General features: G+C 37.4%; 5 protein-coding genes. 2 read left to right on the plus strand and 3 right to left on the minus strand.

Annotated features, from left to right (window positions below):
* Window positions 1-723: 723 nt before the first annotated feature.
* Together ACFILY_RS00545 and ACFILY_RS00550 are read right to left on the minus strand one after the other, a co-directional pair.
* Window positions 724-5,382 carry a translocation/assembly module TamB domain-containing protein gene (locus tag ACFILY_RS00545; RefSeq protein WP_375637239.1) on the minus strand — a complete coding sequence of 1,553 codons (4,659 nt, stop codon included), beginning with the start codon at window positions 5,380-5,382 and terminating at the stop codon, window positions 724-726.
* Window positions 5,382-7,346 (minus strand): autotransporter assembly complex family protein, encoded by a 1,965-nt coding sequence (locus ACFILY_RS00550; protein WP_375673252.1) that lies wholly within the window; start codon window positions 7,344-7,346, stop codon window positions 5,382-5,384. The genes ACFILY_RS00545 and ACFILY_RS00550 overlap by 1 nt, the downstream gene beginning before the upstream one ends.
* 407 nt (window positions 7,347-7,753) lie before the next feature.
* Between ACFILY_RS00550 and ACFILY_RS00555 the strand changes: the two genes are divergently transcribed.
* Entirely contained in the window at window positions 7,754-9,286 is a 1,533-nt protein-coding gene (locus ACFILY_RS00555) for a YifB family Mg chelatase-like AAA ATPase (protein ID WP_375630585.1), read from the plus strand.
* 11 nt (window positions 9,287-9,297) lie between these two features.
* On the opposite strand, the gene ACFILY_RS00560 is transcribed toward ACFILY_RS00555, so the two are convergent.
* Complete coding sequence (locus ACFILY_RS00560; RefSeq protein ID WP_273790212.1) at window positions 9,298-10,203, minus strand: transporter substrate-binding domain-containing protein; 906 nt, start codon at window positions 10,201-10,203, stop codon at window positions 9,298-9,300.
* Between the two features lie 1,304 nt (window positions 10,204-11,507).
* On the opposite strand from ACFILY_RS00560, the gene gyrB reads away from it, so the two are divergent.
* Window positions 11,508-13,940, plus strand: coding sequence for a DNA topoisomerase (ATP-hydrolyzing) subunit B (gyrB, locus tag ACFILY_RS00565; protein WP_375637244.1), 2,433 nt, complete (start codon window positions 11,508-11,510; stop codon window positions 13,938-13,940).
* The last annotated feature ends 52 nt before the right edge of the window (window positions 13,941-13,992 follow it).

Here is a 13,992-nt window from a genome sequence, read left to right on the forward strand (position 1 = left end):
CTACTTGCCTCATGCTTTTGACGGTCTTTAATGGAATCATGTCCTTCACGTAAAAACAGAATGCCATTGTGTTGCAAATTCACGTACTTGTTTTAAAGAGACCTCTCTCAAAGTCTTCCCTAAGCCCATTTCGCGATAACATTCGTGAATTGTATAACGATAAATCCATTAACCCCCTCTATCTTTACGCTTATGGAGTAATAAACCGGCACCATTCACACTATTCTGCCAGTCCCTAATGTTGCGACAGCTCTTAGCTCTCGAGATGATTCATAAGAGGCATTTTTAGTCATTTCTTAATAGTTTTATCCACACAGGATTCCCCGCTTGTAGCATACAAGCCGAATGGTTTTGATTGATTCAATACGAAAGAGATTCGTACGATATTCAAAGTTCTAATTCAAGTTGAATAACAATAAATTATCTTTATAAATCAATATATTGCACACACTACATTCTTTAGGCAACAGCACGATATGGGCTTGAAAACAAGGTAAGGTATTTCTCTAAAATAAATATATAGCAGCAAAATAACATACTATCTTTCGTGAAGATTTGTCCCTTTAGAGAATAGCATAACAAAAAATCGAATATTTCAGATATATCTCTTCACGCCTCAACAAAAAGCTTCTTCTTTTATAGGATTTCTAGTCTATGCCTCCTTCCTCAGATTTAGAAATGAAAGACAAAAAACGAAGAAATTGTTTTTTTAAAATTCAATCTTTAATAATCTCTTTCATAAAAGAGACCTATACTAGAATTTTGTTCATTTCCTATAGCACCTTTAGCTTTGAGATGACGCGAAATATCTAAATTAATTGTCCCTTTCGTCGTTCCATCAGACCCTGCTTCAAAGCCCAAATAAATATTATTGTGTATGTAGCGTCCAATACGTAAGCCTGTATTACCCTTCTCATTAACGATAACATCAAGATCATCAAGTCCAATTTTAGTTCGTAAAGTATTCAACAAAGATGTATTAGAAGCACCTGCAAGATCAGCCGCTGCTGCTGCAAGTTGAGCAATCTGAAATGGTGATAATTCATTAAGAGAGCGATTAAAAATCAAACGAGCCAAAATCTCATCCTGAGGCAAATTTGGTTGTGAAGAAAAATTAATATCAAGATTATCAACCGTCCCACTTACAGTTACAGTGACGCGAATATCACCACTGTTATTGTTGGTTACAAAATAAACCGTAGGATTAAGATTACCACTAAAACTCGCTTGTCCTTGATCAAAATTAAGACGTTGCGACAGGATATCAAAACGTCCACGAATCATTCTAAATTCACCAACTGGATGCACATCATTCAATGGACCTGCTAGATTAATGCGTCCTCCCAGTTCAGCATCTAAGCCTTTTCCGCGTACAAAAAATTGATTGCGTGCTGTAATACGCATATTTGATAGCACGACAGATGACGATTCTTGTGTAACTATACGGCTTTTGCTTTTGTTCGTGTTCTTAACATCAGCACGTTCAAGTGTTGTTTGAATCGATTTAGTTAAATTCTTATTTCTAACATCAAGAAACTTGGCACTTTTAAAATGATCAGGAACAAAAACTTCAGCTTTTTCAACGATGATATCACCACCAAGAACAAGATTATTTAAAAAATGACCTGTCATTGTCATCTCACCTGATAATGTTGCCAGAATCATAGAACCATCATTATAATTGGCATTATCAAGATGAAATATCAAATCTGTCTCTAGACTATTAGAGATACGACCTGAAGCAGAAATCCCCCCCCCCTCAAACGAAGAAGCTGAAGCTTTCTCTATAAGGATATGATCACCTTTCAATTTGCCTTCAAGCTTTATATTATTCAATCCTACATTTGTTTGTGAATCAAAAAAGCTACCGTCGCCTATAGAAATATTTCCTAACAATTGTGGCTTTGATAACGCCCCATTAAGAGCTGTATCAATTCTTGCTGTACCCGTTATATGTGCACCACGCTTGGCTAATAAGAGATTAACAAAATCAAGAGGCATTATCCCTTTAACGTTTAATTTTGCCTCTGAACCATTAAGAGACACAGGCCCATGGATGGAAAGATCTAATCCTTTATCTCCAGTAGCTATCATATTTTCAATATGAAATGTCGATTTTTTATAAGAACCACGAGCATTTATATTGATTGACATCGGTCCTTTATGCGTCATAGCGGTTAAATTTTGACTAGAAAGCTCAAAATGAGCAGATGGATCCTTCATTGTTCCACCAATATCAACTTTACCTATCACTGTCCCATCAAGCGCTTGTCCTGCAATAAAACCATTCGCCAAACGTGCAGATAAATTTTGCAAATTAATATGAAGATCAAGCGCATTTTTCTCTAGAGATACATGCCCCTGAGCTTGTGCTTGTACTCCTTCTCCTGTTAAATTTGCATTCAAAGTAAGATTTTGATCTACAGTGTTCCCCGTAGCAGAAAGAGAAAAAGGCATAATTTTTTTATCTCGAAAAGCAACGGTTGTCAGTCCCTCACCTTTTATATCGTAAGTTATATTAGGTTTTTTTAAATGACCACGAATCATAACCTGCCCTGTTACACTCCCTGCTGCTCCAAGATCGGATTTCCACAGATTGACTAAAGCAGCAGGAAGCGCATTCATTGTAAGTTGCAAATTCAGGGTATCTTGAATATTCCCTGCTAAGATGATGTTGCCTCCATTTATTGCAATTCCTAATTCATTGATTGTCATTCCATCTTTATCAAAAGCAATTATGGATGGCTTCGGCAATGTTGCATGAAAAGTATGTTGTTTTAAGTCCACAGTTTCAATTTGCACTTCTCGTTTTATACTTTCTGGAAGTTCCTCAACCATTAAACGACCAGAAAGCCGTGCATTGAGAGTATCATGCAACATCGCTTGGACAGTAAAAACCGTTTGTCCATTATTCCTATCAGCGTGAGCATTTAAACGATTGACCATTACCAAAGGTGTTTGAATATGTTCTGCATTGATAACTCCTTCAAACTGAGTCATGCCAAAAGGATCGAATATGTCAGCATCTATTGCCAATTTTTTTATTTTATTCTTGGAAAAATTCAAATGGTTAACATGCGCCTTCACATTGGTTTTTTGTCTGCCATTTTGTTCATCAAAAATAAAATCTCCTTTTACTTTTCCACTACCATCCTGCAAAAATAACGCTGAAAGTACGGAAATATCATCGGCATCAATATGCAGCGCTCCTTTCAAAAAACCGCCAAGTTGTTGAGAAAGATCACCCGTTATTTTTGCACTTCCCCCTCTAATATCGATATTTTTAAGTTTTCGAATTTTATGAGAATCTTCAAAAGAGGCCGATACATGCAAAGGTTTCTTAGCAAAAATCCCTTCACCTTTTACCACCCCCGTTAAAGAAGTAATTGGTGCTGTATTATCTACAAATGCATCTATGTTAAGTGTTGTGTTTTGAAGTTTCTTCCCTACAATTAATGCTTCAGCAATATGGGCACGTGTATTTAGTTTTATATGGCTATTGCGCCCTCTCGCCGTACTTTGAATTGTAAGCGCACCGCTTATCTTTGGATCTAATTTGGACAAATCAGATATTTGAGCAGATAGATCCATTTTAGCGCTTTCATCTGAAAAATAACCATTAGCCTCTATGTTTGTATATTGATTTTTCAAATTAAAATGACGAAAAATGACACCCCTCGTATTTCGAGTAACACCACCTGAAAGAGTGATGTTTCCTTTGAATAAACGATCAAAAGACTGCATGCCTATTTTCATATCGTCAGCCATTCCTGATAATTGGAGATCAAAAATGCCACTCAATAAACTGATCGTTCCTTTGGCTTTAATATCTGCACTACCAGAAAGTGATTGTTTACTGAACACTTCCAAAGGAGTTAATGTTTGAGCTTTTAAACCGAGATCGCCTTTAAAAATAAAATTCTCCATTGTCCCTTTTAACCAAGAAGAAAAACCCTGAGCCGTAACACTCAGATCATGAATCAAAATTGGTTTGTTCGAAACAATATCCGTATCTAAATGCACATGAACCGCTTGGCTTAAATTTTCTACTAACGCTCCCTTAATCTTTTTAACCCCTTGAAGCGTCCCTTTAACCTGAACACCAACATGACGAGAAGCTGCATTATCAAGATTTTCGCTTACTCCTCCCATATCAAAAATTGCATCGCGAATATAAATATTTTTATTGCTTAAATGATTTACAACCAACCGCCCACTCCAAGATTGTTGACCTTCGCGACCATAGTCAATGTTCAAAGCAAGAGTATTCGCAGATTTTGGCACGTCTGATATAGGTAAATGAACAGAATCCTTTTCGTTATCAAGAGCCATTTTTCCATCAACAAAAAGCCGTCGCAAAAATCCATCGGCGGTTATTTCAGCATTGGCTATAACGTTCATTGCTTTGTTCTGAATAACCATCTGATCAAGGTGTGTCACACCTTCTTTTGTTCTTCTTGCCTTTGCTTTTAATGTTATATTAGATTCGAAGAGACTACGATATTGAGAAGGTATTAAAGGGCTCAGTGTTCCCTCTAGTTTCGTAGAAAAACTCTGTCCTTCTGGAACACTTGCAAGAATAACATTACCATCTACAATAGAATGATGATCAGACTCTAAAGAAAGTTTGATAACCAAATCATCAAAAGTACCATCACCTTTCAGGACGAGATTTAATGCTGGACATTGTTCAATGTTAAAAATATTTGCCAAAATACCATTTTGTGGTTCGTTAGCAGAAATATCAATTTGAGCTGTACGATTACTATCAGATATCTTGGTGAGAACAGAAAAAGAACCCGGTGCATCTAAACGATGCGCCGCTATATCGACATCAAAATTACCACTAGCCAAGGTGAAATTGCCTTTTAAGGACATATCAGCAGAAAAACCAAAAAGATTCTGTTCAAATGTCACATGTTGAGCAGTAAGCGTATTGATAGAAAGAGCAAGCGGCAATTTTGGTAAAGAAAACTTACCCGTCTCAAGGGAAGAAACAAAAGAAGAATTGCCTTGCGGTTTGCGTAAAAATGTAACCTGTTCTGCCGAAAGCTGGTTAATATCCATCCGCCCTCTCAGCAATGCTAGACGATTCCAATCCATTTTAGCATTGGTAATTTTAAGCCAAACCCCTTTTTTATCACTGACAGTAATAGTATCAATTGATGTTTGAGAAGACAGTGTCCCTTGCATATTGTGTAAACGAACTTGACGATTAGGCGCTGAAAGCTTTCGTTCAATTAAAGAAACAAACCATGAGCGATCATCTGTTTTCATTTCGCTAGAGGGAAGAATGTCTCCTCTTTGCGCAAAAACAAAACCACCCACCCCAAAAAACAAAAATACAAAGAAGAAAGCTGATAAACGTACACCTTTTTTCATTAAAATGCTTGCCCTATACCCACATAAAAACCAATGCGAGGGTCACCCTTCTCTCTCTTTAAAGGAAAGGCTAAATCAACGCGTAAAGGACCAAGACCCGTCATATAACGTCCTCCTATACCGGCTCCCCATTTAATTTTTTGAGAAAAATCAAAATTCGCCTTTTCCCCTACTAAACCTCCATCAAGAAAACCGACAACCCCTATTTTATCATTTAAAGAAACACGCAATTCTGCCGATCCCTCAATAAGCGCCCGTCCACCAACAACCGCATCATTTTCTATTTTGATACCAATATTACGGTAAGCATAACCACGAACAGAGCCCCCACCACCAGCAAAAAAAAGCGTATTTGCGGGTACTTGTGCTGTATCATTCCCAAGAATTGTACCAAGCTTTGCCCGCGCAGCAACAACAAAACGATCCCCTTCATCCAACGCCCAATAAGAACGACCTTCTGCTGTTACTTTTGCAACAAAGTTGCTAAAACGCATCTCATAAAAAGGCTCAATGAAAACTTCACCATATAAACCTTTTGTTGCATTAAACTTATTATTACGACTATCGTAAATCAAGCCGCTAGGGAAACCGATTGTTGTAAAATTACGGCTCCCAAAATAGATATCACGTGAATAACCATTTGAAACTTCTACAGCAGCCTGTCCCGATAGATTACCATTGAAAATATGCGTAATACCTAATTTTCCTTTGATGGCTTTTGTCGTATAATTTTCTAAAACATCTTGTTGTATTTTTAATTCTGACCTGAGATCTGTATCTGGCGTGAGTACCCCAGGCTTTATAAACGTGCCACCGAAAAGATAATCAAAATTTTTAAAATTATATGATTGCTTTTTATTGCTACCAACACCACTTATTTTTGTTTCAATTTTAAGAGTCTCTGCATGACCCAAAAGATTGTTATGCATCCAATAAGTCTCAAAACCAGCACCATCTAATGTTGAATAGCTACCGCCTACACCAAAACGACGCGGTTTACGTTCTTGTACAACAAGCATAAGCGGTAAACTACCATCTAGATTAATAGTATCAGCCTCACGTATATTGATAGCACGAAAAACACCAAGGCGCGCAAGACGTTCATTTGCCTTAGCTAACGCATCGGAATCGTATATCTGCCCTGGTTTCAATCCAGTCATCCACGCGATATAAGCTGAATCTACACGTGGTTTCTTACTTATATTACGCACACTTAAAGGACCATAATGAGCCTTTTGTCCAGGACCAACAACAATCCGTCCTTCAACACGCAATGTAGCATGATCAGCCACGACTTCACTCTTCATAATTTTAGCTTTAGCATAACCTTGTTGCCGCCATCCTTCTATCGCCCATTTTTCTGCTTTCAAAATGGTTTCAGATTTAGCAATAGCCCCAACTTTATAGCCCAATTCTTCAATTGTGGGCATTTTATGCGCTTTACGTTTTTCAAACGGAGCTACTTTATCAATATTGGCAATACTAAAAACATATTGTGGACCAGCATTAATTGTAATAACGATATTCGATTGTGCTGGAAGTTGAGTTACCGGACTTAAATCAGCGACTTCTAAACCATTAATTTTAATACTAATAACACCACCATAGCGTCCATCAGCATAAAGAGCAGAAAGAATTGCTCGATAATCTGAACGCGCCTTGGCTAGCAAACCAGAAGAACTGGCGGATGCTTTCTCTTTATCAGCAACAAGAGAAGAAACAGATTTAACTATTTTTATACCTTCTAATGGCGCACCTAGCGGTGCAACAACATCAACTTTATAAAATCTCTCTGTACTTTTTGCATAATGTGAAGGAGAATTTGTTTTCTTTTTACCAAAAAGAGGAATGCCGAAAAAATCAAATGCAGCAAGAGGCTGTGGAAAAGAAAAAGAAAAACACAAGCCTATAAAGACACAGCGCACAGTCCCTGATTTTAACAAAACTCTTGTCTGGTATACCATAAAATCAGATACCTTATAATACACTTTGCCTCTACTACGCTTTAAATAATATAAAAATAAGAAAGGTAAATATAATTACTTTGCACATTTTACGCGTTTTATCACATCAAATAACACTCTGCGATACATAACGTCACCCTCCCCTTATATTTTCATAAAATTCTGCACTGTTGTATAACACGAACAGCCTCATTCTTTTTTTCTTAACATATTTATTTAGCTTATTATAAATGTTTTATTGCGTCCCATATTATCATGGTTAAATTTGTACAAATGACTTTCCATGAGAACGCTAAAAACTGCCCATGTATATAGATCTCTCTATAAAAAAAACCATAGAGATGCTTCTTGATTTTTATAAATAGATATGATTGTCTCTACCAAGTCTAAAGGGGGAAAATAAATAAATGATCGCACGTATTACAACTGTTGCTTTTCGCGGTCTAGAAGCAGTCCCTGTCGATGTACAGGTTATGATTTCGTCTGGTAAAATAGGAATGGCTATTGTTGGATTAGCTGATAAGGCAGTTGCAGAAAGCCGTGAACGTGTACAAGCAGCCCTCCACGCTTGTGGACTTTCTATGCCTACTAAACGAATTACGATTAATCTTGCACCAGCTGATTTGCCTAAAGAGGGATCGCATTATGATTTGCCAATCGCCGTAGGCTTAATGCTTGCTATGGGAATCCTCCCTCCTGAAGTAGCACAAGACTATATCATTTTAGGAGAATTATCACTGGATGGTTCACTTACCGCTGTTAATGGTGTTTTACCAGCCGCCATGACAGCTTTATCACTCGATAAAGGGCTGATTTGTCCCTTCCAATGTGGACCTGAAGCAGCATGGGCAAATGCAGAAATAAATATTCTTGCTCCAGAGACTCTGCTCACTATAGTCAACCATTTCAAAGGAACCCAAATTCAAAAACGTCCACAACCGCGCCAATATACTATCGAAACTGAACTTCCAGATCTTTGCGAAATCAAAGGACAAAAAACAGCCAAACGTGCCTTAGAAGTTTGTGCTGCTGGACGCCATAACCTTTTGTTTGTAGGCCCCCCTGGTGCTGGGAAATCTATGTTAGCGCAACGCTTACCTTCCATTTTGCCACCTCTTGATAGCCGTGAGCTTTTAGATGTCTCTCTGATTGCTTCTATTACAGGAGAAACGGTTCATAATACCATTTCACTTCATTGCCCCTTTCGTTCCCCACATCATTCTGCTTCCATGGCCGCAATGATTGGTGGGGGGCTTAAAGGACGACCGGGAGAGGTCTCCCTTGCCCATAATGGTGTGTTATTCCTTGATGAATTGCCTGAATTTTCTCCGCAGGTTCTTGATTCTCTTCGTCAACCTTTAGAAAGTGGGGAGTCAGTTATCGCCCGCGCTAATCACCATATTAGCTATCCTGCTCGCTTCCAACTCATTGCCGCAATGAATCCTTGCCGATGTGGTATGGCAGGCGAAAAAGACCATGTTTGCCCTAAAGGAATACGCTGTCAAATCGATTATCAGTCCCGTATTTCTGGTCCTCTGCTTGACCGAATTGATTTACGGATTGATGTCCCTGCTTTGACAGCTATGGACCTTATGCAACCAGAACAATCAGAAAAAAGCTGCGACGTTGCCAAACGCGTCGCACGATGCCGTACCATTCAAGCTAAACGTTTTTCAACAATGGGGTTTGATCATATTCGTACCAATGGCGATTGCCCTGCCAAAATTATAGAACAGATTGCCATTCCTGATAAAAGTGCGACCATACTCTTACGAGATGTGAGTGAAAAAATGCACCTCTCTGCACGCGCTTATCATCGCATTCTCAAAGTTGCACGCACAATTGCTGATCTTGACGGATCAGATACTCTTTCACGCTATCATCTCGCAGAAGCTATTTCCTATCGACTAGGCGCAGAAAGATTAACAGCCCTTAATTAAAAAACTATTCATCAATAAAAACTTATTGGAAAATAACGCAAATAAAGTTCTGTAAGTTTACCATCTTCTTCTAGTGATTTCAGCGCATAATTGAGTATATCAACCAATTTTTCATTCTTTTTTGCAACAGCAAGCTGCATTCCTTGCCCCAATAACTGTGGCGCCATATATGCCCCCCCAACAAAATGGCAGCAATCAACAGATTTTTGTTTTTTGAACCATAATGATAAAGCAAATCCATCATCAAAAATAAGGTCAATTTTACGCTCTTGTAACGCTTTATAGAGCTCTTCTCTCTTTTTAAATCCTTGCCATTTGGCTTTAGGAAAATAATGTTGAAAGAGTTTTTCGTGAACACTTTTAGACAAAACACCACTGGTTAAATGTATCAATTGATCGCTTATTGGCTCATCGAGATTTAAACGTCGAGAAGCAACAAATCGCGCTGGAAAACGTAAATATGACTTTGTAAAAACAAGATCTTGCTGGGTTTTACTTGTTTCTTTTAAACCCGCAATAATGACTTCCGCATCACCATTTTCAACATGTTCTACAAGCTCTTTCCAAGGAATCACTTCTACTTCACAAAGCTTCTCTAATTTTAATTTTGAACAAATAGCGCGCAATAAATCGATATTATAACCTGCAAGATGCCCCGTTTGATCAATAAAATTAAAAGGAGGAAAATCAAAAGTTGTTACAAAACGCAAACGAAAGATATCCGTTGTATCAGGTTGTACCAAGTGTTCATGCGAATCAAAAAAAGAAGGCAGCCTTTCAGCTTCTGCGTAAGAGGAAAATAGAACCCCCCCTGCTACAAATAAAATACGAATAAAAATATTGTATGGATTATTGAATAAAAGATACCGTAAACGCAATTGAAGATGTTTTACATATATAGATTTTTTTATTTTCAAAATCTCTCCCCCATTTTTCAAAACTAAGATGCAACTCTTCTTAACTATTATCTAACGCACTTCACCAAAATATCTGGCGTTTAATAAATAAAATTCTTGCTATTTTTTAAAACTGTTAAAAAATTTAACAGTTTTCATATATTTTTTTTGAAACCATTGAAAATGCTTAGATTTCTGATGTTAATTTTCCAAAATAAATATATAAAAGGTAATTTTAGAGAAAGGCGATTTAATTTTTTAAATATAAGAAATAGGCTGTATATACTTTAGTGGCACACTTTATTTTATCAAAATATCTCGCGTATCTTAAAATATTAAGACCATTTCCTTGCGTATCACAACTAGGGAAGTATATAGATACTATTGAAGAAAAGAGTAAAAATACCCCTCAAATGCCGAGGTTTTTCTCAACATTAAGGTTGCATCAACATTTAAGAGTTGAAAAATAAAATGATGATTCTGGTTTGTGCTTTATTGTCAAGATGGGAAAGGTGGGAGACATGAATCTTGTAGTATTCACAGGGTATTTTGCGCTATATTATTCAAACATCGTTGTAAAATGAGTTTGGAAACATTGAGAGATGTTCCTTAAAAAAGTGCGAGAATATCAGCGCAATGGTGCTTTGTTTTAAATGAGGGACGTAACCTCCATTACAGGAATGAGAAAAACATAAAGCGTAAGATAATGCGTCATCACCCTCATTATTCAAAAACATCACCGTAGACGTTTTTTAAAATTGTAAAGTTGAATATAAAAGATGATCGTGGAAACGTGTTTTTATATTTACGCGTTTATATTTTCCTCAAATGAGGCTTTTTTCACATTTTAAAGATGACACAAACCAATATACACAATATTTTCGCCTCAATCTAACATACAAAAGTTTGAACTGCTTAGAGAGCTCGTAACCTTTGTTTTAAATATATGGTAGAATTAGGATTGAAAATTGATTTATGGATAAAACAAGTAAGACCTCTGTTAGAGTAACACAAAAATGCATAACTAATTTTAAAACATTACGCATATGCAAAAATAAACAAAGTAAATAGCATCGTTTTATGAAACAACTTTTTGTATAAGTCAAAAGTGTTTATTCGCCTTATATCACCGCCCTCGTGTTTTACAGCATAACAGTACACTATCATTTCATCATTCTCTCCATTATATATCGACAGATATTGAATCTAGATCTGATATACGGTAAATATTTAATGTGGTTATTCCATAAATAACTGATCAGAACATTGAGCTTTGAAAAAAGCGGATAAAATATTGTAAATTGAACACAGGAATGGACTAACTTATGAGTGATGAAATAACCTCACCAGTACAAAGCAATAACTATGATGCCGCTTCTATCAAAGTTCTCAAAGGTCTTGATGCTGTACGCAAACGTCCTGGTATGTATATCGGTGATACTGATGATGGATCGGGTTTACACCATATGGTCTATGAAGTTGTAGACAATGCTATTGATGAAACTCTAGCCGGTCATGCTACTCTTGTAAACGTCACGCTCCATGCTGATGGTTCTTGTTCTGTTCGTGATAATGGACGTGGAATTCCGACAGATATCCATCCAACAGAAGGTATTTCTGCAGCTGAAGTTATTATGACACAGCTTCATGCCGGCGGAAAGTTTGATCAAAACTCTTATAAAGTTTCAGGCGGATTACACGGTGTTGGTGTCTCTGTTGTGAATGCATTATCCGTTTGGCTTAAATTGCAAATCAAACGCAATGGTAAAATTCATGAAATATCATTTACCCACGGGGTAGCTGATGCTCCATTAAAAGTTATTGGCGATTGCGATAGAGAAAGTGGAACAGAAATCAGATTTTTACCAAGTTCTGAAACTTTTACTATGGTTGAGTTTGATTTTGAAACTTTGGAGCGCCGCTTACGGGAATTAGCCTTTCTAAATTCTGGGGTTTATATTCTTCTTGTTGACGAGCGTCATGCTGATATTAAATCAGTTGAATTGCATTATGAAGGTGGATTAACGGAGTTTGTCAAATATATTGACCAATCAAAAAAAGCCCTGCTTGATAATCCTATTTATATTGCAAGTGAAAAGGATGGTATGAGCGTTGATGTTGCCCTATGGTGGAATGATTCCTATCATGAGAAGGTCTTGTGTTTTACCAATAATATTCCTCAGCGTGACGGTGGAACTCATTTGATAGGTTTTAGAAGTGCCCTTACGCGCCAAATTAATGGCTATGCTGAATCTTCAGGTATTGCTAAAAAAGAAAAAGTGAACTTAACCGGTGATGACTGCCGTGAAGGATTAACAGCTATTCTTTCTGTCAAAGCTCCTGATCCAAAGTTTTCTTCACAAACAAAGGATAAGTTAGTCTCTTCTGAAGTGCGCCCTATTGTTGAAAATTTGGTCAATGAAGGTCTTTCAGTATGGCTGGAAGAACATCCTCATGAAGCAAAACTTCTCATTAGTAAAGTGGTAGAAGCTGCAACAGCACGTGAAGCAGCGCGCAAAGCACGTGAACTCACAAGACGAAAAGGGGCACTTGATATCACTTCTCTGCCAGGAAAGCTTGCCGATTGCCAAGAACGTGATCCTGCAAAATCAGAAATCTTTATTGTCGAGGGGGATTCGGCTGGCGGTTCAGCAAAAAGTGGGCGCTCACGTCAAAATCAAGCAATTTTACCCCTTCGTGGTAAAATCCTCAATGTTGAACGAGCACGTTTCGACCGCATGCTCTCATCTGATATGATTGGAACACTTATTACAGCTCTTGGAACGTCTATCGGTAAAGATGAATTTTCACCGGATAAATTACGTTATCATAAGATTATTATCATGACGGATGCGGACGTTGATGGAGCCCATATTCGAACTTTGCTGCTTACTTTCTTTTTTAGACAAATGCCTGAATTGATTGAACGTGGTCATCTTTATATTGCTCAGCCTCCTCTTTATAAAGTATCGCGTGGAAAATCTTCCCAATATATTAAAAATGAAGCAGCGTTTGAAGAATTCTTGATCGATACTGGATTAGAAGAAACAACGCTTGAGCTTTCAACGGGAGAAGTTCGTGCAGGGGCTGATTTGTATCAACTCGCTAAAGATGCTCGTATATTACGTCAACTTTTAAATGGTCTTCATACCCGTTATGATCGTAATATTGTTGAACAAGCAGCAATTGTTGGCGCTTTTAATCTTGAAGTCTTTGCATCACAAGAAAAAGCGCAAAAAATAGCAGATACTATAGCACACCGCCTTAATCTGATTGCTGATGATATGGAACAAGGTTGGAGTGGACAATATACAGCAGATGGAAGTTTATGTTTTGAGCGTATTTTGCGTGGTGTTAAAGATGTTGTTACGCTTGATGTGGGACTTATAAATTCAACTGATGCACGTCAAATTGATCGCATTTCCCAAAATTTTATCGACATATATCATCCTCCTGTTCTTTTACGTCGCAAAGATAAAACAGAGCGTATTTTTGGTCCTATGAGCCTCTTAGAAAGCATTTTTACAAACGGTAAAAAAGGTGTTACTCTTCAACGTTATAAAGGTCTTGGGGAAATGAATGCTGAACAACTTTGGGAAACAACGCTTGATCCCAATGCACGTTCTCTTTTACAAGTAAAAATTAATGATGCAACCGATGCAGATTCACTTTTTTCTCGTCTCATGGGTGATGAAGTTGAACCTAGACGTATTTTTATTCAAGACAATGCCTTAAACGTTGCCAATCTTGATATCTAAAGGTACTCTTCTGTTTTTGGCTGTGTAAATGTCGTAGTTTTATACGTTGTTT

Source organism: Bartonella sp. CL25QHWL (assembly GCF_042195335.1).
In the GTDB taxonomy this organism is placed as follows: Bacteria; Pseudomonadota; Alphaproteobacteria; order Rhizobiales; family Rhizobiaceae; genus Bartonella.

What these genes read in the sequence shown, in the direction of transcription:
- ACFILY_RS00545 (WP_375637239.1), bottom strand. Translation starts at nt 5,382, where the DNA reads ATGAAAAAAGGTGTACGTTTATCAGCTTTCTTCTTTGTATTTTTGTTT.
- ACFILY_RS00550 (WP_375673252.1), bottom strand. Translation starts at nt 7,346, where the DNA reads ATGGTATACCAGACAAGAGTTTTGTTAAAATCAGGGACTGTGCGCTGT.
- gyrB (WP_375637244.1), top strand. Translation starts at nt 11,508, where the DNA reads ATGAGTGATGAAATAACCTCACCAGTACAAAGCAATAACTATGATGCC.
- ACFILY_RS00555 (WP_375630585.1), top strand. Translation starts at nt 7,754, where the DNA reads ATGATCGCACGTATTACAACTGTTGCTTTTCGCGGTCTAGAAGCAGTC.